Genomic DNA, 22,287 nt, shown 5'->3' with positions numbered 1-22,287 from the left:
AAAAGGGCGCGGCGCTGCCGTCGGGATACGGGCTTGTGAGCGCGTGCTGCACCGCCCGCGCTGGTCAGGAGGCCAACCCGTGCTAAGCTCCCCGCTTGGACAGGTGGGTCGAGCGGAGGGTCTGTGACCGCGACACCGGAAGGCAACAAGCCGCGCTCCGTCGAAAATCAGGCAGCCCAGGCACTGGATCGCGCCATCCAGCGCGCGCGCCATGTGCTGTTGTGGGAGCGCCTCTGGCCCGCCATCGTCACGCTGCTGCTGCCGGTGGCGCTGTTCCTCATATTGTCATGGGCCGGGCTCTGGCTGGCGCTGCCGCCGGTGGCCCGCATCCTCGGCGTCGTCCTCTTCGCCCTCACGTTCGCCGCAGCGCTCTGGCCGCTGATCAAGGTGCGTGCGCCCTCGCGCGCGGAAGCGCTGTCGCGGCTCGACAAGTCCAGCGGCCTTGCCCATCGCCCCGCCACCGCCATGGGCGACGTTCTGGCCACCAAACCGGACGATCCCATCGGTGCCGCCTTGTGGCGCGCCCATGTGGCCCGCACCATCGCCGCCGCCCGCGCCCTGCGCGCCGGCATTCCCAGCCCGCGCCTCGCCGAGCGCGACCCCCGCGCCATTCGCGCGCTGGCGCTGCTGGCCGTGGTGGCCGCCTTCTTCCTCGCCTCTGGCAGCCACTGGAGCCGTATCCGCACCGCCTTCGACTGGCGCGGTGCCGTGGTGCCGCAGAATTACCGCGTGGACGCGTGGATTGATCCGCCCGCCTATACGGGACGTCCACCATTGGTTCTGCCCGGCCTGCGTTCGGAGGACCAGACCACCGCACAGGCCGCAGCCGTGACCGTGCCGGCGGGCAGCGTGCTGGTGGTGCGCGCCGCCGGAACCGTGCTCGACGGGCTGAAGCTGGAGGGTAGCCTCACCGAGCAGAAGCCGGCCGAGATCGATGCCGCCAAGGCGGATGGTGCGAAGACGGACAGTACAAAGACCGAGACCGCCAAGAGCGAAACGGCGAAGTCCGATCCGGCCACCCCCCCCACCCCCGCCGCCAACCCCGGCGAGCGGCGCTTCACCATTGCCGGCAACGGCGTGGCCCTGTTCACCGGTCCCGACCAGCGCACCGCCTCCTGGCGCATCGCGGCGACCCCGGACACTGCGCCGGTGATCTCGTTTGCCAAGGATCCCGCCTCCGGCCCGCGCAACACCACCGTGCTCGCCTACCGGATCGAAGACGATTACGGCGTCAAGGAAGCCCATGCGGAGCTGACCCCGCTGCCGCCGGAGCGCGGGCTGTTCCCCCGCCCCGGTTCCTCCGCCCCCGTGGCCGCCCGGCCGCTGGTGCCGGCGCCGGAATTCCCGCTCAGCCTGCCGCAGGGCGGCAGGAATGGCGGTGCCGCGCAGACGTCGAAGGATCTCATCACCCATCCTTGGGCCGGCGCGCGCGTCTCCATCACGCTGAAGGCCAAGGACGAAGCCGGCAACGAGGGCGTCAGCGACGCCCGCACCATGCGCCTTCCGGCGCGCGCCTTCTCCAAGCCCGTCGCCCGTGCGCTGATCGAGGAGCGCCGCCGCCTCGCGCTTGATGCCGGTGCCCGCGTGCGGGTGCAGGACGTGCTCGCCGCACTGACGCTGGCGCCCGATCAGTTCGCCATTCCGCCGGCCGAATATCTCGGCCTGCGCACTGCCTACTACCGCCTGAAGGGCGCCCGCTCCGACGACGACCTGCGCGGCGTGGTGGACTATCTGTGGGAAGTGGCCACCCTCATCGAGGATGGCACCCTTTCCGCCGCCGAGCGCGAATTGCGCGCCGCGCAGGAAGCGCTGCGGGAAGCGCTGGAGCGCGGGGCCAGTGACGAGGAGATCCAGCGTCTCGCGCAGGATCTGCGGCAGGCCATGGAAAACATGATGCGCCAGCTCGCCGAGCAGGCGCAGCGCGACGGCGGCCGCGATGCCCGCCCCCTCGATCAGAACACCCGCGTGATCCGCCCGCAGGATCTCCAGCGCATGGTGGACCGCATCGAGAATCTCGCCCGCTCCGGCTCCCGCGATGCCGCCCGGCAGTTGCTGGACGAACTGCAGGCCATGATGGAGGGCATGAAGCCCGGCAACCGTCAGGCCGGACAGGGCCAGCAGGGACAGAGCGAACTGGGCAACATGATCCAGGAGCAGCAGCGCCTGCGCGACCGCACCTATCAGCAGGGCCGTCAGGGCCAGCGCGGGCAAGGCCAGCAGGGACAGGGGCAACAGGGACAGCGTGGCCAGCAGGGTCAGCGCGGTCAGGGACAGCAGGGACAGCAGGGACAGCAGGGCGAGGGCCAGCAAGGCGGCGAAGGGCAGGACGGCGAGGGCTTCGGCGGCCTCCAGCAGGGCCAGCAGGAACTGCGTCGCCGCCTCGGCCAGATGCTGGAGCAGTTCCGCCAGCAGCAACAGCAGCAGGGCCGCGGACAGGGCCAGGGCCAGGGGCAGGACGGGGAAGGCCAGGGCGGCGACTCGGCCGGTCGCGCCGGCGAGGCCTTCGGCCGGGCCGAACAGGCCATGCGCGATGCGGAAAGCGCGCTCGGACAGGGCGACGGACAGGGCGCCCTCGACGCGCAGGGCCGTGCCCTGCAGGCGCTCCGGCAGGGCGGGCAGGCGCTGGCGGAAGGCCAGCAGGGCGACCAGAACGGCCCCGGCCCCGGCGGCCCGTCCGGCGAGCAGGCCCAGCGCACCGATCCGCTCGGCCGGCCCATGCGCACGCAGGACTATGGCGACGACTTCTCGGTGAAGGTGCCGGACGAAGTGGACGCCCAGCGCGCCCGCCGCGTGCTGGAGGAACTCCGCCGCCGCCTCGAACAGTCCGATCGCCCGCAGATGGAGCTGGATTACATCGAGCGCCTGCTGCGGAATTTCTGAGCGAGGCGGTCCCCCGCCTCGCCTGTGACCGGCGTTCTTTTCAAAGCCCTCTCCCGCTGACGCACAGCGCTTCCGGGGAGAGGACACGAAGGATGTGCGAGGTCACCCGCCGCCTCCTTGCCCCAACGAGATGTCAGGCCCGGCTCGCCTTCGGCACCTCGATTGGAAACGGCGCCCGTTCCCACACACTCTGGAACTTGAGATTGGGCACCACCTTGGCCTCGCGCGCATGCTGCTCTGCGCAGAGTCGGCAGGGCGAACCACCAAACACGCCAAAGCTCATGTTCGCTCTTCCGGGTGGACCGACGCACCTCCCCCATGCAACTTACGCAGCGCCTGTCGGCATGTGCTGCGTTGGGGGAAATCGTGCTTTCTCGACTTATAGCTTTCGTCCTGCCTATGACCATGGCTATCGCCACGCCCGCATTTTCAGCGGACATCTACACACCCACCAAGAATGCCCCGACCTGCGCCAACCTCGCGGATCTTCGGGCTATGGCAAAGGCCGCGAAGGTCCCGGATAGGGAAGAGATTGGGCGGCTGCTCAACGGCCCTTGCGCAATGACCGGGGCAGGGAAGGCGTTGTACGTCGAGGACGACGTCCTCGACCATGCGCTGTCGCAGGCTTTCGTCTGCGTTCGCGAGATCGACTCGAAGGGCCCCTGTAAGTGGCGTGTCGGTGCTCGCGAGAGCCTGAAATAGCGATTTCATACTTTCGGTCTGTCGGGGTGGAGTGGCGCGCGACCCATCCATGCAAATTACGCGGCGCCTGTCGGCTTAGTATTGCGTTGGGGGAACTCGTGCTTTCGCGACTTATTGCTTTCGTCCTGCCTATGACCATGGCTATCGCCACGCCCGCATTCTCTGCGGATATCTATGTGCCGAAGCAGGATGCCATGACGTGCAAGACTTTGGCCGACATGCGCGCCATTACAAAGGCGGTAAAGAGCGGCGACGAGAAGACTGCGATGGAGATGCTGGACAGCCGCTGCGACACAACCGGGGCAGGGGTCGCAGTGACCGTGGAGGATGACATGATCGATCGGGAGTTTATGCTGCCCTATGTCTGCGTCCGCCCCATCGACTCCAAAGGCCCGTGTCAGTGGCGCATCGGCACTCGCGATAGTCTGAAATAGCGATTTCGTCCTTTAACTGATTTCATCAGTCGGCAAAGGAGAAGAGCGCACGGGAGGTGCGTGCCCTTTTCCAGATAAGAGTGAAGGTGGATCGGGGAAGTTGGACCCAAGCTTGGCCTGATACCCTTTCGGGAAAGTACGATTTGAAGAAAGTCAGACACCAAACCTACGGCGCCTTATTTGGGATTTTTAAACAAAAAGAGAACTTCGCAACAGAAATGAATCATTTCGAGCCATCGAAACCCTGTCCCCACAAGGGTTTTTGGCACCCACCCCACCCATATCAATCCCCCACAGCCGCCCAACAAAAAGCCCGCCGGCGGGACGCGCGGGCGGGCTTTTTCCGGACAGGCGAGCCGCTCAGCCCAGCTGTTCGATATGGCCGATGAAGGGCAGTTGGCGGAAGGCGTGGGCGACGTCCATGCCGTAACCCACCACGAACAGGTCGGGGCATTCGAAGCCCACCAGGTCGGCGTCGATCTGCACCGCGCGCTTGCCCGGCTTCTCCAGCAGCACCACCACCATCACCCGGCGGGCGCCGCGCGCCATCAGCAGATCCTTCGCGAAGGCCAGCGTGCGGCCGGATTCGAGAATGTCGTCCACCAGCAGAACGTCGCGGCCGCGCACGTCGCTCTCCACGTCGCGCAGGATCTGCACCTGACCGGACGAGACCTGCGCATCGCGATAGCTGGACAGGTGCACGAACTCCATCTCCGGCGCCAGGCCGGATGCGTGCATGGCGCGCAGGAGGTCGGCGGCAAAGATGAAGGAGCCCTTCAGGACCGCGACCACAAGGAGCTTCTCCAGCCCCGCGCCTGCGATCTCGCTGGCCAATTCACGATTCCGGGCGGCAATACGGTTCTCGTCAAACAGAACTTTAACGGGTGGGTGGGACATGTTTCCTCCGTGGTGCACGAGCATGCCCCGCTGGAACCTTGACGTCCAGCCGGGGCCGGCCGGCCCGCTTGCCGCAGCGGAAGACGCCTTCCGCTTGATTCAACCCCTCGCCTTCCCGCTCTATGGTGGCGCGCGAAGGCTTTTGCGATTCGAGGAAGGGGAAGGCGTGGTCCGTTTCGAGAATGTGGGCCTGAGGTACGGCATGGGGCCGGAGGTGCTGAAGGATGTGACCTTCAACATCGAGCCGAACTCGTTCCAGTTCCTCACCGGCCCCTCCGGCGCGGGCAAGACCACCCTCATGCGCCTGCTGTTCCTCAACATGAAGCCCACGCGCGGGCTCATCTCCCTGTTCGGTCGCGACGTGTCCTCGCTCGATCCCGACGAGGTGGCGGTGATCCGCCGCCGCATCGGCATCGTGTTCCAGGATTTCCGCCTGCTCGACCATTTCACCACGTATGAGAACGTGGCCCTGCCGCTGCGCGTGCTCGGCAAGGAGGAGGCAAGCTACCGCGCCGAGGTGACGGAACTGCTGCACTGGGTCGGCCTCGGCGACCGCATGCACGTCATGCCCCCGGTGCTGTCCGGCGGTGAGAAGCAGCGCGCGGCGATTGCCCGCGCGCTGATCGGCCGCCCCGAATTCCTGCTGGCCGACGAACCCACCGGCAATGTGGACCCCACGCTGGCGCGCCGCCTGCTGCGCCTTTTCGTGGAACTGAACCGCTCCGGCACTTCGGTGCTGCTCGCCACCCACGATATCGCGCTCATGGACCAGTTCGACGCGCGCCGGCTCGTGATCGCGGACGGACGGCTCTATGTCTACGACTGACGACACCACTGTCCCGGCCCCGCCGCCGGCCACCCCCGGCAAGCCCGAGAAGCCGGCAAAGCCCAAGGCCGTGCCGGTCACGCCCATCGTGCCCGGTGCCACGGTCGCCGGCCGTGCGCTGATCGCGGTGGTGGCGATCATGACGTTTCTGGCCGCGCTCACCATTGGCTCGGTCATGGCAGTGCGCTCCACGGCCGGCGCGTGGCGCTCCGACGTCACCCGCGAGGTGACGATCCAGATCCGCGCCGGCGACAAGGCCGTCACCGACGCGCAGGTGCGCGCCGCCGTGGACCTCGCCCAGCAGACGCCGGGCATACTGGAAGCCCATGTGCTCACCGAAACCGAGACCGGCCGCCTGCTGGAGCCCTGGCTCGGCGCCGGGCTGGATTATTCGGACCTGCCGGTGCCGCGCATCGTGGTGCTGCGGCTGGATCCCGCCGCGAGCCCCGATCTTGCCCGCCTGCGCCGGACGCTGACCGACCGCATCCCCACGGCGGCTCTGGATGACCACCGCACATGGTCGCGCCGGCTCGGAGCCATGGCCGAGGGCGTCATGATCACCGGCTTCGGCCTGCTGGCGCTAGTGGGCGTGGCGACGGTGCTATCCGTGGTGTTCGCCACCCGCGCCGCGGTGGCCACCAATCGCACCATTGTCGAGGTGCTGCATTTCGTCGGCGCGCGGGACGGCTTCATCGCCGCCCAGTTCCAGCGTCACTTCCTCAAGATCGGCATGCAGGGCGGCATTCTCGGCGGCGTGGCGGCGGCGGCGCTGTTCGGGGGCCTCATGAGCCTGCCCCGTTTCGGCATCCTTGCCGATCCGGAAAATCCCGGCATCATCACCTGGCTCGATCCGGGCTGGCTCGGCTTCGGCGGTATCGCGATTGCAGTCATCATCATCGCTCTGGTGACGGCGCTGACCTCGCGCATCACCGTCTATCGCACCCTGAGGACCATCGCATGAGCCGGCCTGCGACCCCAGCGCGCCGCTTCAAGTCCTCGCGTCTGCCGTATTTCTCAGGCATTCTAAGGCCATGACCTTGGCTCAGAAGACTTGGCGCGCCGGGTCCGAACAGTCGACAGGCAGGATGCCACGGCGCGGACCGGCTTTTTTCATCCGACGGGCTGTGGTGGTGATGGCCTTCACGGCGGGCACCCTCGCACTGCTGTTCGTGGGCGGGTTCGCGGTGTTCACCACGGCCATTGCCCCCCGCGAGCCCGTGCAGCTGAAGCCGGCGGACGGTATTGTGGTGCTGACCGGCGGTGCCTCCCGCATCTCGGACGGCGTCCAGCTGCTGGCCTCCGGTCATGGGCAGCGTCTGCTGATCACCGGCGTCAACCGCACCACCTCGCAGGACGAGATCCGCCGCACCCTGCCGGACAACGACCATCTGCTGGATTGCTGCGTAGACCTCGGCCACCGGGCGCTGAACACCTTCGGCAACGCCATCGAGGCGGCCGAATGGACGCGCGACAAGCATTTCCGCTCGCTGGTGGTGGTGACGTCCGCCTGGCACATGCCGCGCGCACTGGTGGAACTGGGCCGGGCGCTGCCCGAGGTGGAACTGGTCGCCTATCCGGTGGTGACGGACCGCATGCTGACCGCCCGCTGGTGGACCGATCCGCAGACGGTAAAGCTCCTCCTGAAGGAATATTTGAAGTACATGATGGCCCAGGCCAAGATCCGCCCGGCCCAGGCGGTCGCGCCCAAGGCCCCGGCCGCGCAGCCGCCCGTGCCCGCCACGGGGGCGCAGGCGTCCGTCGCCGGATCGGCGGCCGGCTCTTTCCCTGGGATGGACAGGAAGCCCGAGTGACACTCCTGCGTTCTCTGCTGTTTCAGCTCGCCTTCTACTGCATGACGATTCTTTTCATGCTGCTGTACCTGCCGCTGTTGCCCTTCCTGTCACGCAGGGGCCTGTGGCGCGGGCTGGTGGTGCCGTGGTCGCGGACAACGTCCTTTCTGCTGCGGGTGATCGCCGGCACCAAAGTGGAGATCAAGGGCCGCGAAAACATCCCCGAAGGCCCGCTGCTGATCGCGTCCAAGCACCAGTCGGCGTGGGAAACCATCGCCCTGCTGCCGCTGTTCTCGGACCCCGCCTTCATCCTGAAGCGCGAGCTGATGTGGCTGCCCATCTTCGGCTGGTACGCCGCCAAGGCGCAGATGATCCCCATTAACCGGGGCACCCGCACCAAGGCGCTGAAAGCCATGACGCTGCGGGCGCGCGAGGAACTGGCCAAGGGCCGGCAGATCCTGATCTTCCCGGAAGGGACCCGCCGCCCGGCCGGTGCACCGCCGGCCTACAAGTTCGGCGTCTCGCACCTCTACTCGGCCTTCGGCGTGCCCTGCCTGCCGGTGGCGCTGAACTCCGGCCTCTATTGGCCCCGCAACGCCCTTATCCGCCGCCCCGGTACCATCCGGGTGGAGGTGCTCCCCGTGATCCCGCCGGGCCTGAAGCGGGAAGTGTTCTTCGAGCGCCTGCAGGGGGATATCGAAACTGCCAGCGACAGGCTGGTGGCAATGGGGCGGGCGGAACTGGGCATGCCGTCCGACCCGACGCCGCAGGCCGTTTAGATATCCCCGTAACCATGCCCTGTGGAAAACCCTTGCCTGGGGACAAGCGAAAGTTCTAGTTTCGTTCTCATGAACGTCACTGATTCGCTCCTGATCCCCTTGTCCGACGGCGGTCGCCTGAGCGGCCTGAGCGACGACGCGCTCGGCGCGCGCTACCGCTTCTGGCGCGATCAGGATGGCGTGCGGCATGTGTTTTCGGTCTATCCGGCACAGGACGCACCGGCCTATGCGGATGCCCTCGCCATCGCCGTCCGGCGCACGCCCGCCGGCTCCATCGCCGTCTGGGCGGGAGTGCCGGGAGCGGCGGCAGCTGAGGCCGCCCGGCGCAATCTGGCGGAAGAAATCCACATCCACGTGCTGGGTGAGGGCGCGCCCGAGACGCTTTCCAGCCTCACCCGCCCGCGGGTGGGAACGCGTGACATACTGGCGCTGCCCGCCCCGCGTGAACGCGATCCGGAGCCGCCGCGCGAACTCGTCGCCATGGGGCATCCCCTCGGCCGCTTCGCCGCCTGAGAGCGCCGGGGCCGGATCAGAGACTGCTCAGCCGTGACCGCTACGCAGGCGCTGGGCCATCCAGCCGAGGCCGGGATCGGTAATGCCCATCTCCGCCAGCGCATCCACAGTGGCGAGCACATAATCCGTATTGGGGCCGGAGAGGCCGTGTGAACGACGCACCAGATGCAGTTGGTCCTCGCGGCTGAGGCCGGAGGCATATTGGGGATGGGCGCGATTGGCCACATAGGCCACCGCCGAGGCATCGGTCACGCTCGCGCCCCGCAGGCGCACACGCCGCCGCGTTTCGCGATACACGCCGGAAATCTGCTCGCGCTCAGTGAGATAGGCGTGGGTCTCCGGCCAGCGCGCCGCCGCCACCCGGAAGGCGATCCCCCGGCAGGAGCCGCCCAGATCCAGCCCCAGCACCAGCCCCGGCTGTTCCGGCGTGCCGCGATGATGGAAGGAATAGATGCACAGCGTGCGATGGGCGCCGATCAGTGTCGCCTCGGCCCGCTCCTCATAGTCGAAGCCGGGCTTCCACATGAGCGAGCCATAGCCGAACACCCACGGGTCGTGCTCGGGTACATCCACGGGACCGGGCTTCTGGAAGCGGAAGGGTGGCTTATCAGCGGGCATGGGACAACGAAAGGATACGGACGCGGGGAACGGCGGCAGCCGTGACTTCGATCGGCGAGCATACAGCCGGAATTACGGCACCCTGCCCCTAAAATCGCGGCCATCCCCCGTTCCGCATAGGACGCAGTGCCCCAATGGACACCCTCCCCGCATCAAAGCTGCGCCAGCACGATGAACGGGGCCTTCAACTGGTCTCAAAACTGCTCTACAGCGCTTGAAAGGCTCTTGCCCGCCCGACGCCCCCGCGCCGGCCGGACGACATGAAGGGACCGCATGTCTGTCACCGAACCTGCCGCGCGGCGCCGCCGGCCCTGGATCATCGCGCTGCCGCTTATCCTCCTGATACTCGTCGGCATCGGCTGGTCCGGCCTCTGGATCTATGCCGCCCGCACGGCGGATGGCGAGATCGACGCCTGGATCGCCCGCGAGAAGCAGCTCGGCCGGACCTGGAGCTGCTCCGAGCGCTCGCTGGAGGGCTTCCCCTTCCGCTTCGAGCTGATGTGCCGCGACCCGGTTCTGGTCACGCAGGGCGGCGACAGCTTCCGCATCTCCGCCGCCGCCGCCCACGCCGTGGCGCAGATCTGGGATCCCAGCCACATCGTCGCCGAGTTCGCCTCGCCCGCGCGGGTGGAGGATCAGGCCACGGGGCAGGTCTATACGGTGTCGTGGTCGCTGCTGCAGATGAGCGGCATCGGCGACAACACCGGCCGCCCGGTGCGCTTCGACCTCGTGGCCAACAATCCTATGGTGGAGCAGGCCCCCGGCACCGCCTCGGCCACCCCCATGCTGTCCGCCAAACAGATCGAGACCCACGCCCGCCGGAATCCCGGCGCCAATGGTGCCCGCGACGGGGTGGACTTCGCCTTCTCCATCGCCGGTGGCGAAAGCCCGCAGATGGCGGCGGCCGGCAGCGCGGGCCCACTCGATCTCGCGCTTCAGATGACGCTCACCGCCGCCGACGACATGCGCCCCATGCCGGTGGAAGACCGCCTGCGGGCCTGGGCCATGGCGGGGGGTATGATGCAGCTTCAGGCGCTCACCCTCACCACGCCCAAGGCCGCCGCCAACATTTCCGGCGCATTGCTGGTGGACCCGCAGGGCATGCTCAACGGCCAGCTCTCGCTGGGTTTTTCCGGCATTGAGGATGTGCTGAAGAATCTGGCCAGCGCCGGGCTGGTGTCGCAGGAATACGTGCCCATCGTCAGCGCGCTGGCCATGGCCGGCAAGCGTGGCGACGTGGCCGGGAGGCCGGGCGTCACCTTCAACGTAGGCTTCGACAAGGGTGCACTGAAGCTCGGCCGCATTCCCGTGGGCCGGGTGCCGGCGCTGTTCCCGCCACCCGTCGCCCCGCTGCCGCCGCCGGCCGCCATGACGGCGCCGACCGTTCCGGTCACGCCTGGACCGGCCACGCCGGCTCCTGCCCAGTAAAGCCTGAGAAACGCAGCAGGCGGGACCTTGGTTTTTGAGACGGATTCACGGGGCAGATCCAATCTGCCCCGATCCCGGCTCAGCCCGCCGTACCGTCCTTGACCACCCGCCGGCCGAAGTCGGGGGCCGCCGTCTCCTGACCCTGCTCGATGATCGAGCGGCGGATGGCGCGGGTACGGGTGAAATGCTCGAACAGCGCATCGCCATCGCCATAGCGGATGGCTCGCTGAAGCGCGGAGAGATCCTCCGTGAAGCGGCCCAGCATCTCCAGCACCGCCTCGCGATTGTAGAGGAACACGTCCCGCCACATGGTCGGATCGGACGCGGCGATGCGGGTGAAGTCGCGGAAACCGCCGGCGGAGAACTTGATGACCTCGGAGGTCAGCGTGTGCTCCAGATGCTCGGCGGTGCCCACGATGTTGTAGGCGATGAGATGCGGCACATGGGAGGTGATCGCCAGCACCAGATCATGGTGCTGCGGCGACATGGTCTCCACATTCGCCCCCATGCCGCGCCACAGGCCCTCCAGCTTCGCCACCGCCTCGGAGTCGGCGCCCTCGGTGGGGGTGACGATGCACCAGCGGTTCTCGAACAGCGTGGCAAAGCCGGCGTCCGGGCCGGAGAATTCCGTGCCGGCCACCGGATGGGCGGGCACGAGATGGGCATGGGCCGGGATGTGGGGCGCCATCTGCTCCACCACCGCGCCCTTCACCGAACCTACGTCGGAGACGATGGCGCCGGGCTTCAGCGCCGGTGCGATCTCCGCCGCCACCGCGCCCGACGCGCCCACGGGCACGCAGACGACGATGATGTCCGCGCCCTCGGCGGCTTGCGCGCCGGTCTCCGGCACCTCGTCCGCGAAGCCGAGTTCCAGCACCCGCGCCCGCACGGCAGCATCCCGGTCCGACACCACCACGGTGCCGGCCAGCCCCTTCTCCTTCGCCGCCCGCGCCACCGAGGAGCCGATCAGGCCCGCCCCGATGATCGCCAGTCGGCCGACGAGCGGCCCGCTCATTGCGCCGCTCCGGCGAGGAAGTCGGTGATCGCCTTCACGGTCAGGCGGTTGGCCTCTTCCGTGCCCACCGTCATGCGCAGCGCGTCGGGCAGGCCATAGGAGGCCACCGAGCGCAGAATGATGCCGCGCTTGGTCAGGAAGGCATCCGCCTCCTTCGCCGTGCGGCCGGGGGTGGCGGGGAAGTGGATCAGCAGGAAGTTGCCGACGCTGGGCGTGACCTTGAGGCCGAGCGCGGTGAATTCGCCGGCGAGCCACGGCAGCCACTGCTCGTTATGGGCCACCGAGCGGTCCACATGGGCGGTGTCGAGGATCGCCGCCGCGCCCGCCGCAATGGCCGGGGCGTTCATGTTGAACGGCCCGCGCACGCGGTTCAGCGCGTCGATGATGGCGGCGGAGGCCACCGCCCAGCCGATGCGCAGCGCGGCGAGGCCGTGGATCTTGGAGAAGGTCCGCGCCATCAGCACGTTGTCGGCGGTGAGCGCCAGTTCGAGGCCGTTCTCGTAATCGTTCTTGCGCACGTATTCGCTGTAGGCCGCATCCAGCACCAGCAGCACGTTCGGCGGCAGGGCCGCGTGCAGGCGGCGCACCTCGGCGAACGGCAGATAGGTGCCGGTGGGATTGTTCGGATTGGCGAGGAACACCACCCGGGTGCGCGGCGTGACGGCGGCGATGAGGGCATCCACATCGGCCACGAGATCATCCGTCTCCGGCACGGCGACGGGGGTGCCGCCGGCCGCCAGCGTGGCGATCTTGTAGACGAGGAAGCCATGGACGCTGAACACCACCTCGTCGCCCGCGCCCACGAAGGTGTGGGCCACGAGGTTGAGGATCTCGTCCGAGCCCGCGCCGCAGATGATGCGCGCCGGGTCGATGCCGAACGCCTTGCCGATGGCCTCGCGCAGCGCGGTGGAGGCGCCGTCCGGATAATCCTGCAGATGGGTGCCGGCGGACTGGAAGGCGGCGATGGCGGCAGGGCTCGCGCCCAGCGGCGTCTCGTTGGACGAGAGCTTGAACACCTTCTCCACGCCCGGCGCGTGGCTCTTGCCGGGGACATAGGCCGAGATGGCCATGACGCCGGGGCGCGGCACGGGACGGGACAGCTGCTTGTCGGTGGTGGACATACCTAACTCCATCAGGACGGGCCTTCAGCCCGCGCTGTCCATGCCGATGCGATAGGGGGCGGCATGGCTCCCCACGGAAATGAAGGACCGGACGCTGGCGCCGCTCTGGCGCAGGGCGTCCTCGACCGCCGTCCGCGTGCCGGCATCGGGCACGGAGACCAGCAAAGCCGCGCCATCCAGTGCGCCGTCGGAGACCGCCAGCACCTCGGCCAGCGCCGAGACGGCGGCGGCGGAACGGGCGCTCCAGCCGGACACGCGCACGCTGAACACCGACACCTCGGTGACGGCGGCGTCCGCGATGGGGTGGGACACCACGAACACCGGCAGGCCGGCGGGATGGTCGGCGCGGTCCACGAACGGCAGGCGGGCGATGATCTTCGGGGCCTTGGCCGGCTCCAGCGCGGTCCACCACGGATCGGCGCCCGGCACCATGGCGGCGGGCAGGAGACCGAGATCGCCCTTGGAGGCGGCCACCGCATCCACCACCGCCCGCGCGCCCATGTGCGGCGTGAACGGGGTGGTGAAGCCGAAGTGGAAGCGCGCGCTGTCGCGCATCAGCGGCTCGCCCACGGAGAGGTCCGCATGCACCGCGTAGGGCGACTGCACATAGGTGAAGGTGGAGATGATGACGCGCCAGATGCTCTCCACCGTGTCGAGCGGCAGCAGGCCTTCGTGGCGCTTCACCAGGTCGCGCATCATCGAGGCCTCGCGGGCGGGCCGGAAGGCCGATCCTTCCGGATTGGCCGCGCTGCGCTTGACCTGCACGAGCGTGTCGATGATCGCGCTCCGCTCCATGAGCAGGCGATGCATCGCCTCATCAATGCGGTCGATCTCGGCGCGAAGGTCCGCGAGGGATGGGGTCTGTGGTGCGTCAGTCATGGGAACCCACGGAAAACCCGCGACCTGTAGCGGGTGACGGGCGCCGACGCAAAGGCTTGTTGCGCGCGTCAGGGCCGCACGGGGCGCGCAGATGGGTCCGGGATGGGAGGGGTCGGCATGGACTTCGGCCCCCGGATGGGCGATCCCTGAAAGGCGCACAGCGGGAGAGTTGAGTGGCCGGCGCCATACGCGAGACGCTCTATTACACGGTGGGACTGGTGGTGCTGCGGGCCATCGGCCTCGTCATGCTCCCCGTGAACACCTACTTCCTCTCCAGCGCCGAATACGGCCGGCTGGAAGTTCTGCTCTCCTTCATCGACGTGGGTGCGCTGCTGTTCGGCCTCGCCCTGCCCGCCGCCCTCTCCCGCTTCGTGGGCGAGGTGGAAAGCTGGGACGCGCGCAAGGCGGTGTGCGCCGAATATGCCGGCCTCGCCCTTCTCGTGTGCGGCGTGCTGGTGGCGCTGGGGGCGATCTTCTCCGCCCCGGTGATCGGCCTGCTGCCCGAGCCGGTGACGCGCACCGAATTCCTGCTTCTGCTGGGCGCCATCTGCCTCGAAGGCGTGCTCGGCGTCGGCCTCACCTGGATGCGGATCCGGGGCGCGGCGAAGACCTTCCTCATCATGAGTCTGAGCCGGGCGCTGTTTCAGGCCGCGCTCTCCGCCACTTTGCTGGCGACCGGCTTCGGCGTGGAGGGCGTGCTGATCGCCTCCTGCACGGCGGCCCTGCTGCAGGGCGGGGCCATGGTGCTCTATCTGATCCGCGACTGCGGCATCTCGCTGCGCTTCGTGCGCTGGCGGGAAATGATCATCTATTGCGGCCCGCTGCTGCTCTCGGCGCTGGCCGCCTTCGTACTCGGCTCCTATGACCGCTGGGTGCTGGCGGCCAATGTGACGCCCCAGGACATCGCGCTCTATGGCGTGGCCGGGCGTCTCGGCGCGCTCACCGCCGTGCTGCTGCAGCCCTTCCACATGTGGTGGTTCCCCAAGCGCTTCATGGTGCTGAAGGAGGAGAATGGCGCGGAGCGCAGCGCCGACATCATCTCGCTCGGCTATCTCATCGTGCTCGGCGCCATGGTGACGGTGGCGCTGGGCGGGCCGTTCGCGGTGCATGTGCTGACGCGGGAGGCCTATTGGGGCGCCACCGTCTTCATCGCCTTCATCGCGCTCAATTACGCCATTCAGGAAACCGGCAGCCTCATCGAGATCGGCCTCTATCTGCGCCGGGACGGGTTTGCCCCGCTGATCATCAATCTGATCGGCGCCGGCATCGCCATCGCGCTCTATTTTGCGCTGATCCCGAAGCACGGCGTGGCGGGCGCCATCACCGCCACCCTGATCGCCCAGACGGTGCGGGTGCTCATCACCTATGCCGTGTCCATCCGCTATGCACGCATTCCCTATCGCTTCGGGCGGCTCGGCATCATCACCGGCCTCGCGCTTGCGCTGACCGCGCTCGCGACGCTCACCATTCCGCCGCTGGCCCTGCCGCTGGCCGGGGTGGTAATCCTGCCGCTGATCGGTTTCCTCGCGATCCGCCTCAAACTGCTGCCGAAGATCGACCCCGAGGAACTGCCCCCGGCGCTCCGCCGCCGGCTTAAGCTGGGATAGGCGCGCGTCTTGCTTCTTTCGTAGCGGAATGGAAACGCTAGAGACTGAGGCCGGGGGACAGATTCGCCCCGGTCGGGTTTCGTCGGGAGAGGCATGGATCTCAACACCATCACCGCGCTGCATCGGCCCCGCTCCCGCGCGGAGATCGGGCCATGGCGTGCGGGGGATGCGTTTCTGGCCGGCGGCACAGTGCTGTTCGCGGCACCGGATCCGGACCGCACCCGCCTCATCGACCTTGCGTCCCTCGACTGGCCGGCCCTGACGCTCACCCCCGAGGGGCTGGAGATCGCCGCCACCTGCACGCTGGCGCAACTGGAAGAGGCGCCGCTGCCGGCAGGGGCGCAGGCGGGCGACCTGATCACCGCCTGCTGCCACGCGCTCTATGGCGCCTTCAAGGTGCGCAACGCGGCGACCATCGGCGGCAACCTCTGCACCGCCTTGCCCGCCGCCCCCATGGCGGCGCTGGTGGTGGCGCTCGACGCCACGCTGACGCTCTGGCCTGCGGAGGGCGGGGAGCGGCAGGTGGCGGCGGCGGATTTCATCCTCGGGCCGCAGCAGACGGTGCTGGCGCCGGGCGAAATGCTGCGCAGCATTTTTCTGTCCACGGAAGCCCTTGGCCGCCGCTGGGCGCTGCGGCGCATGGCGCTCAACGACCTCGGCCGCAACGCCGCTCTGCTGGTGGGCACGCTGGTGGAGGACGGCTTCGCGCTCACCATCACCGCCGCCACCCCGCGCCCGGTGCATCTGGCCTTCACCGGCATGCCGGATGCGGCGGCGCTGGATGCCGTGTTGGAAGAGGCGATCCCACCCGACGGCTATTATGACGACGTCCATGGCGACCCGGCGTGGCGGCGCCATCTGACCCGTCTTTTTGCGCAGCAAATCCGCAGCGAACTGTTGGGGGAGAGCGCGCCATGAGCCTGTGCCTGACCCTCAACGGCGCAGTGCTGGAAGCCGATCCGCGCCCCGGCCAGTGCCTGCGCACTCTGCTGCGGGAGTTGGGCGCGCTGGGCGTGAAGCGCGGCTGCGACGTGGGTGATTGCGGCGCCTGCACCGTGCTGGTGGACGGCACCCCCGTGCATAGCTGCATCACCCCCGCCTTCCGCGCGGAGGGCAAGAGCATCACCACCATCGAGGGGCTGGCGGACGGCGACACGCTGCACCCGGTGCAGCAGGCGTTTCTGGATGCGCAGGGGTTCCAGTGCGGCTTCTGCACCGCCGGGGCCATCCTCACCGTGTCCGCGCTCAATCAGGCGCAGAGGCAGGATCTGCCCGCCGCGCTGAAGGGCAATCTGTGCCGTTGCACCGGCTATCGCGCCATTGCGGACGCCGTGGCCGGGGTTTCGCACGCCGAACACGGCGGTGCCTGCGGCCACAGCCACGGCGCTCCCGCTGGTCGGGCGGTGGTGACGGGGGAGGCGCGCTACACGCTGGACGTGGCCGTGCCCGGCCTCACCCACATGAAGCTGCTGCGCGGCCCCCACGCCCATGCCCGCATCCGCGCCATCGACACCATGGCTGCGCAGGCGGTGCCCGGCGTCATCGCCGTGCTCACCCATCACGATGCGCCCGAAACCCTCTATTCCTCCGCCCGGCACGAGATCGCCACCGACGATGCGGACGACACCCGCGTGCTCGACGCCGTGGTGCGCCATGTGGGCCAGCGCATCGCCGCCGTCATCGCCGAGACGCCCGCCGCCGCCGAGGAGGGCTGCCGGCGGATCGTGGTCGATTACGAGGTGCTGCCCGCCGTGCTGGATCCGGAGGCGGCGCGCACGCCCGATGCCCCCCGCGTCCATGGCGACAAGGGGCCGGAGAGCCGGATCGCCGATCCCGCCTGCAACCTCCTCGTCGCCTTCTCCGGCGAGGTGGGCAGCGTGGCCGGCGGCTTTGCCGATGCGGACGTGGTGCATGAGGAGACCGTCTCCTCCCAGCGCGTCCAACACGCCCATCTGGAAACCCATTGCGCCATCGGCTGGCTGGATGAGGCCGGGCGGCTGGTGGTGCGCGCTTCCACGCAGGTGCCCTTCCTCACCCGCGATGCGCTCGCCCGCATCTTCGACCTGCCGCGCGAGAAGGTGCGCGTGCTCACCGGGCGGGTGGGCGGCGGCTTCGGCGCCAAGCAGGAAATGCTGGTGGAGGACATCGTCGCCCTGGCGGTGCTGAAGACCGGCCGGCCGGTGCAACTGGAGCTGACGCGGGAAGAGCAGTTCGCCGTCTCCACCACCCGCCACCCCATGCGCATCAAGGTGCGGCTGGGGGCGAAGGCGGACGGCACGCTCACCGCATTCGAGATGGACGTGCTCTCCAACACCGGGGCTTATGGCAATCATGGCAGCGGCACGCTGTTCCACGGCTGCAACGAGTCGGTGCAGGTCTATCGCTGCCCGAACAAGAAGGTGACGGGCGCGGCGGTCTATACCCACACGCTGCCCTCCGGCGCCTTCCGGGGCTATGGGCTCTCGCAGACCATCTTCGCCATCGAGACCGCCATGGACGGTCTGGCTTCGAAGCTCGGGCTCGATCCCTTCACGCTCCGCCGCCGCAATGTGGTGGTGCCGGGCGATCCCATGATCGCCTGGAGCCCGCACCCTCACGACGTGGAGTACGGCTCCTACGGACTCGACCAGTGCCTCGACCTTGTGAAAGCAGCGCTGGTAGCACCCGGCGAGCCGCCACCCGAAGGGCCGCACTGGCGGACCGGGCAAGGCATGGCGCTGGCGATGATCGACACCATCCCCCCGCGCGGCCACCACGCCCATGCCCGCATGCGCCTCCTGCCTGACGGCGCCTATGAGCTGGCAGTGGGCACGGTGGAGTTCGGCAACGGCAGCCACACGGTGCATGCCCAGATCGCGGCCGAGGCGCTGGGGACACGGCCCGAGGCCATCCGCCTCGTCACCTCCGACACCGACGCCGTGGAGCACGACACCGGCGCCTATGGCTCCACCGGCATCGTGGTGGCGGGCCGGGCAAGCCTCGACGCGGCGACAAAGCTGGCGGACGCCATCCGCGCCCTTGCGGCGGGAGAGGCTGGTGTTCGGCCTGATGACTGCCGGCTCATGGCAGAGAGCGTCACCCTGCCCGGCGGGCACATGCTGTCCCTGGCCGAGATCGCCGGTGCGGCAGAGGCGGCGGGCACAGAGCTTTCCACTGAGGGCTGGTCGCATGGCTCGCCGCGCTCGGTGGCCTTCAACGTGCACGGCTTCTCCGTGGCGGTGAACACGGACACCGGCGAGGTCCGCATCCTGAAGAGCGTGCAGGCGGCGGATGCGGGGCGGGTGATGAACCCCATGCAGTGCCGCGGGCAGGTGGAGGGCGGCGTGGCGCAGGCGCTGGGCGCTGCGCTGTACGAGGAGATCCTGATCGACGCGACGGGCGCGGTGGTGAACCCGGCTTTCCGCCACTATCACATCCCCGCTTTCGCCGATGTGCCGAAGACTGAGGTGCTGTTCGCCGACACCTATGACCGGCTTGGCCCGTTCGGCGCCAAGTCCATGAGCGAGAGCCCGTTCAACCCGGTGGCGGCAGCGCTGGGCAATGCCATTCGTAACGCCACGGGCGTGCGTATCACCGCCACGCCGTTTGCGCGCGACAAGGTGTTCAAGGCACTGACCGCAGCAAGAGGCGAGAAGGAACGGTCCTACTTGCCGTAGGTCTTTCCGCCGGTGCTGAAGTCGTAGAGGGACGCCGAGTAACGCAGATCGGCGAGCACCGTTGCCTGATTGCTGATGCGCCCCATCACCATGCCCCGGCAGGGTGTGTTCACCTGGCCGAGCTGGCGGTCACACCAGGCATCCGCGCTGTCGATGAAGCTCATGGTCTTCAGCCGGCCGATTAGCAGCGTGCGGCCCCCGGCCGTCGCCTCCGCCGGCTTGACCACGAAAACCGAGACAAATTGCGTGCTCAAGACGCCTGCCACAACAAGGGCAGCCCCTATCCCCACCCATAGCTTCACGGCCCCACCCCCTCAGCTGACGGGACGGTATCATCGGGAGGGGAAGGACGCGAGTCGTCAGAATGGGGGATGGCCGTTCGATAGTGCGGCGGGCGGCCGCTTCCGCCGCCGCGCGCCGGTGTATAAGGCGTAAGGGATTTGCTGGACGAGGATTGGGCTGATGCTGGAGCGGCTGTTCAAGCTAAGCGAAAACGGCACCAACGTGCGTACGGAGATCATGGCGGGGATCACCACTTTCCTCACCATGGCCTACATCATCTTCATCAATCCGAAGATCCTGGCCGACGCGGGCATGGACCATGGCTCGGTATTCGTGGCCACCTGCCTCATCGCGGCGCTGGGCAGCCTCGTCATGGGGCTCTATGCCAACTATCCCATCGCCATCGCCCCCGGCATGGGGCTGAATGCCTACTTCGCCTATGTGGTCGTCATCGGCATGGGCTACACATGGCAGATTGCGCTGGGCGCGGTTTTCATCTCCGGCGTCTGCTTCGTGCTTGTGACGGTGCTGCGCATCCGGGATGCCATCGTCAATGGCATCCCCCACTCCATCCGCATCGCCATCACGGTGGGCATCGGCCTGTTTCTGGCGATCATCTCGCTGAAGAGCGCCGGCATCATCGCCGCAAGCCCTGCAACCTTCGTCACGCTGGGCAATCTGCACCAGCCCACGGTGGTGCTCTCGGTGCTGGGCTTCTTCGCGGTGGCCGTGCTCTCGGTGCTGCGCATCAAGGGCGCCCTGCTCATCGGCATTCTGGTGGTAACGGCGCTGAGCTTCGTCTTCGCCGGCAATGCGCTGACCAGCCTCGTCTCGCTGCCGCCCTCCATCTCGCCGACGCTGTTCGCCCTCGACATTCCGGGCGCGCTCCATGCCGGCATCCTCAACGTGGTGCTGGTCTTCTTCCTGGTGGAGCTGTTCGACGCCACCGGCACGCTCATGGGCGTCGCCCGCCGCGCCGGCCTCGTGAAGGACGGCAAGATGGAGCGCCTCAACAAGGCGCTGCTGGCGGATAGCACCTCCATCCTCGCCGGCTCCATGCTCGGCACCTCCAGTTCCACCGCCTATCTCGAAAGCGCCTCCGGCGTGCAGGAGGGCGGGCGCACCGGCCTTGTGGCGGTGACGGTTGCGGTGCTGTTCCTGTGCTGCCTGTTCTTCGCCCCGCTGGCCGGATCGGTGCCGGCCTATGCCACGGCGCCCGCCCTGTTCTTCGTCGCCTGCCTGATGCTGCGCGACCTCACCGAGCTGGATTGGGACGACATCACCGAAGTGGTGCCGGCGGCCATCACGGCGCTGATGATGCCCTTCACCTATTCCATCGCCAATGGCGTGGCCTTCGGCTTCATCTCCTATGCCGGCATCAAGCTCTGCACTGGGCGGGCGCGGGAGGTGAACTGGATCGTCTGGCTGATCGCCGCCATCTTCCTGTTCAAATATGCCTATGAAGGCTCCGCCGGGTGAGCGAGGCACCGCGCCCGCACACAGCCCGCCCGGTTGCCCTGCGCGCCGCCGCCATCTCCTTCCGGGGCAATCCCTTCCTCGCCCCGGCGGATGAGTGCTTCACCTATGAGCCCGACGCTCTGCTGGTGATGGAAAGCGGACGCATCACCGCCTTCGGTCCGCACGACCGTCTGCGTCCGACGCTGCCCGAGGGCATGGAGGTTCGGGCGTTTCCCGACTCCATCCTCTGCGCCGGCTTCATTGACACGCACGTGCATTATCCGCAGACGGAAATGGTGGGCTCGTTCGCCGGCGACCTGCTGGAATGGCTGGAAACAGCCACCTTCCCGACCGAACAGAAGTTCGCCGATCCCGTCCATGCGGCGCGGATCGCGAAGCTTTTCCTGCGCGAACTGCTGAAGGCCGGCACCACCACGGCCATGGTCTATTGCACCGTGCATCCGCAATCGGTGGAGGCCTTCTTCGCGGAGAGCGCACGCTTCGACACGCTGATGATCGCCGGCAAGGTGCTCATGGACCGCCACGCGCCCCCGACCCTTCTCGACAAGAGCGTGACGGAGAGCATCGACCAGAGCGAAGCCCTCATCGCCCGCTGGCACGGCAAGGGCCGGCAGCTCTATGCGGTCACGCCCCGCTTTGCCGGTAGTTGCACCGAGGCTCAATTGGAAGCCGCCGGCCATCTGCTCGACCGGCATGAGGGCCTGTTCCTCCAGACCCATCTGGCGGAAAGCCTGCGCGAGGTCGATTGGATCGAGGGCCTGTTCCCGCAGCGCGCCGACTATCTCGACATCTATGCCCATGCCGGGCTGGTGCGGCCCCGCGCCGTGTTCGGCCATGGGGTGCATCTGAGGGAGCGCCATTTCTGCGCCTGCCACGAGACGGGCGCGGCGCTGGCCCATTGCCCGACCTCGAACCTGTTCCTCGGCTCCGGCCTGTTCCGCCTGTTCGAGGCGATGGAACCCCGCCGGCCGGTACGGGTGGGCCTTGGCACCGATATCGGCGCCGGCACCAGTTTTTCCCCGCTTGCCACCATGGGCGGGGCCTACAAGGTGGCAGCCCTCAGCGGCCACAAGCTCGATGCCCTGCGCGCCTTCTATCTGGCGACGCTGGGCAGCGCCCACGCCCTGCATCTCGACCACCGGCTGGGGCAATTGGCACCGGGCTATGACGCGGATGTCTGCGTGCTCGACCTGAAGGCCACCGACCTGCTGGCCCTGCGCACCGGGCGCTCGGACGACATCGCCGACCAGTTGTTCGCGCTGATGACGCTCGGCGACGACCGGGCGATCACCGCCACCTATGTGGCCGGGCGCTGTGTCTATGACCGGTCGCGGGCGGGAAATCCCTTCCGCGCCGCCGCGGAAGCGTGACGGGACCGCCT

21 protein-coding genes are annotated in these 22,287 nt (G+C 68.2%); 14 read left to right on the top strand and 7 right to left on the bottom strand.

What is annotated here, in order from left to right; genetic code table 11:
• Window positions 1-123 precede the first annotated feature (123 nt).
• The gene (locus IEW24_RS19960; protein WP_188581924.1) at window positions 124-2,880 is read left to right on the top strand and encodes a TIGR02302 family protein; all 2,757 of its coding nucleotides are present in this window, start codon (window positions 124-126) and stop codon (window positions 2,878-2,880) included.
• A 133-nt stretch (window positions 2,881-3,013) separates the two neighbouring features.
• On the opposite strand, the gene IEW24_RS19955 is transcribed toward IEW24_RS19960, so the two are convergent.
• Window positions 3,014-3,163: a hypothetical protein gene (locus tag IEW24_RS19955; RefSeq protein ID WP_188581922.1), complete on the bottom strand. Its 150-nt coding sequence runs from the start codon at window positions 3,161-3,163 to the stop codon at window positions 3,014-3,016.
• A 122-nt stretch (window positions 3,164-3,285) separates the two neighbouring features.
• Between IEW24_RS19955 and IEW24_RS19950 the strand changes: the two genes are divergently transcribed.
• Both IEW24_RS19950 and IEW24_RS19945 read left to right on the top strand, forming a co-directional pair.
• Entirely contained in the window at window positions 3,286-3,582 is a 297-nt protein-coding gene (locus IEW24_RS19950; protein ID WP_188581920.1) for a hypothetical protein, read from the top strand.
• 137 nt (window positions 3,583-3,719) lie between these two features.
• Window positions 3,720-4,016: a hypothetical protein gene (locus IEW24_RS19945; RefSeq protein ID WP_188581918.1), complete on the top strand. Its 297-nt coding sequence runs from the start codon at window positions 3,720-3,722 to the stop codon at window positions 4,014-4,016.
• Between the two features lie 360 nt (window positions 4,017-4,376).
• Here the strand turns inward: IEW24_RS19945 and hpt are convergent, their stop codons facing one another.
• Window positions 4,377-4,913 (bottom strand): hypoxanthine phosphoribosyltransferase, encoded by a 537-nt coding sequence (gene hpt / locus IEW24_RS19940; RefSeq protein ID WP_188581916.1) that lies wholly within the window; start codon window positions 4,911-4,913, stop codon window positions 4,377-4,379.
• A 166-nt stretch (window positions 4,914-5,079) separates the two neighbouring features.
• On the opposite strand from hpt, the gene ftsE reads away from it, so the two are divergent.
• The 5 genes from ftsE (at window position 5,080) to IEW24_RS19915 (ending at window position 8,821) form a co-directional block, all read left to right on the top strand.
• Window positions 5,080-5,739 carry a cell division ATP-binding protein FtsE gene (gene ftsE / locus IEW24_RS19935; protein WP_188581913.1) on the top strand — a complete coding sequence of 220 codons (660 nt, stop codon included), beginning with the start codon at window positions 5,080-5,082 and terminating at the stop codon, window positions 5,737-5,739.
• Window positions 5,726-6,700, top strand: a complete 975-nt coding sequence (locus tag IEW24_RS19930; protein ID WP_244644556.1) for a cell division protein FtsX — start codon at window positions 5,726-5,728, stop codon at window positions 6,698-6,700. The genes ftsE and IEW24_RS19930 overlap by 14 nt, the downstream gene beginning before the upstream one ends.
• Window positions 6,701-6,872: 172 nt before the next feature.
• The gene (locus IEW24_RS19925) at window positions 6,873-7,550 is read left to right on the top strand and encodes a YdcF family protein (protein ID WP_244644570.1); all 678 of its coding nucleotides are present in this window, start codon (window positions 6,873-6,875) and stop codon (window positions 7,548-7,550) included.
• The gene (locus IEW24_RS19920; protein WP_188581910.1) at window positions 7,547-8,308 is read left to right on the top strand and encodes a lysophospholipid acyltransferase family protein; all 762 of its coding nucleotides are present in this window, start codon (window positions 7,547-7,549) and stop codon (window positions 8,306-8,308) included. Before IEW24_RS19925 ends, IEW24_RS19920 begins: the two co-directional genes overlap by 4 nt.
• A 69-nt stretch (window positions 8,309-8,377) precedes the next feature.
• A complete protein-coding gene (locus tag IEW24_RS19915) occupies window positions 8,378-8,821 on the top strand; it encodes a hypothetical protein (protein WP_188581908.1) in 444 nt (147 codons plus the stop codon).
• A gap of 27 nt (window positions 8,822-8,848) precedes the next feature.
• Here IEW24_RS19915 and IEW24_RS19910 read toward each other — a convergent pair whose 3' ends face one another.
• Window positions 8,849-9,439 carry a gamma-glutamylcyclotransferase gene (locus IEW24_RS19910; protein WP_188581905.1) on the bottom strand — a complete coding sequence of 197 codons (591 nt, stop codon included), beginning with the start codon at window positions 9,437-9,439 and terminating at the stop codon, window positions 8,849-8,851.
• Window positions 9,440-9,712: 273 nt separating this feature from the next.
• Between IEW24_RS19910 and IEW24_RS19905 the strand changes: the two genes are divergently transcribed.
• Window positions 9,713-10,867, top strand: a complete 1,155-nt coding sequence (locus IEW24_RS19905) for a DUF2125 domain-containing protein (protein ID WP_188581903.1) — start codon at window positions 9,713-9,715, stop codon at window positions 10,865-10,867.
• A 79-nt stretch (window positions 10,868-10,946) separates the two neighbouring features.
• Here the strand turns inward: IEW24_RS19905 and IEW24_RS19900 are convergent, their stop codons facing one another.
• From IEW24_RS19900 to IEW24_RS19890, 3 genes are read right to left on the bottom strand one after another with little or no spacing between them, the layout of a single operon-like run.
• A complete protein-coding gene (locus IEW24_RS19900; RefSeq protein ID WP_188581900.1) occupies window positions 10,947-11,882 on the bottom strand; it encodes a prephenate/arogenate dehydrogenase family protein in 936 nt (311 codons plus the stop codon).
• Entirely contained in the window at window positions 11,879-13,003 is a 1,125-nt protein-coding gene (hisC, locus tag IEW24_RS19895) for a histidinol-phosphate transaminase (RefSeq protein ID WP_188581898.1), read from the bottom strand. Before hisC ends, IEW24_RS19900 begins: the two co-directional genes overlap by 4 nt.
• Window positions 13,004-13,027: 24 nt before the next feature.
• Window positions 13,028-13,882, bottom strand: coding sequence for a chorismate mutase (locus IEW24_RS19890; RefSeq protein WP_188581896.1), 855 nt, complete (start codon window positions 13,880-13,882; stop codon window positions 13,028-13,030).
• Window positions 13,883-14,055: 173 nt separating this feature from the next.
• On the opposite strand from IEW24_RS19890, the gene IEW24_RS19885 reads away from it, so the two are divergent.
• The 3 genes from IEW24_RS19885 to IEW24_RS19875 all read left to right on the top strand — a co-directional run bounded on the left by IEW24_RS19885 (window position 14,056) and on the right by IEW24_RS19875 (window position 19,145).
• Complete coding sequence (locus IEW24_RS19885; protein ID WP_188581894.1) at window positions 14,056-15,489, top strand: oligosaccharide flippase family protein; 1,434 nt, start codon at window positions 14,056-14,058, stop codon at window positions 15,487-15,489.
• Between the two features lie 93 nt (window positions 15,490-15,582).
• Complete coding sequence (locus tag IEW24_RS19880; RefSeq protein WP_188581892.1) at window positions 15,583-16,407, top strand: FAD binding domain-containing protein; 825 nt, start codon at window positions 15,583-15,585, stop codon at window positions 16,405-16,407.
• A gap of 2 nt (window positions 16,408-16,409) precedes the next feature.
• Complete coding sequence (locus IEW24_RS19875; protein ID WP_188582122.1) at window positions 16,410-19,145, top strand: molybdopterin-dependent oxidoreductase; 2,736 nt, start codon at window positions 16,410-16,412, stop codon at window positions 19,143-19,145.
• Here IEW24_RS19875 and IEW24_RS19870 read toward each other — a convergent pair.
• Entirely contained in the window at window positions 19,133-19,399 is a 267-nt protein-coding gene (locus tag IEW24_RS19870) for a hypothetical protein (RefSeq protein ID WP_244644555.1), read from the bottom strand. The genes IEW24_RS19875 and IEW24_RS19870 overlap by 13 nt on opposite strands.
• A gap of 208 nt (window positions 19,400-19,607) precedes the next feature.
• Between IEW24_RS19870 and IEW24_RS19865 the strand changes: the two genes are divergently transcribed.
• Both IEW24_RS19865 and guaD read left to right on the top strand, forming a co-directional pair.
• Complete coding sequence (locus tag IEW24_RS19865; RefSeq protein ID WP_188581888.1) at window positions 19,608-20,906, top strand: NCS2 family permease; 1,299 nt, start codon at window positions 19,608-19,610, stop codon at window positions 20,904-20,906.
• On the top strand, window positions 20,903-22,276 hold the full coding sequence (gene guaD / locus IEW24_RS19860) for a guanine deaminase (protein WP_188581887.1): 1,374 nt from the start codon (window positions 20,903-20,905) through the stop codon (window positions 22,274-22,276). Before IEW24_RS19865 ends, guaD begins: the two co-directional genes overlap by 4 nt.
• The last annotated feature ends 11 nt before the right edge of the window (window positions 22,277-22,287 follow it).

Origin of the sequence: Azorhizobium oxalatiphilum, from assembly GCF_014635325.1 — a bacterium.
GTDB classification, from domain to species: domain Bacteria; phylum Pseudomonadota; class Alphaproteobacteria; order Rhizobiales; family Xanthobacteraceae; genus Azorhizobium; species Azorhizobium oxalatiphilum.
The sequence above is the reverse complement of the archived record's forward strand: the minus strand, read 5'-3'. Positions and strand labels throughout refer to the sequence as shown.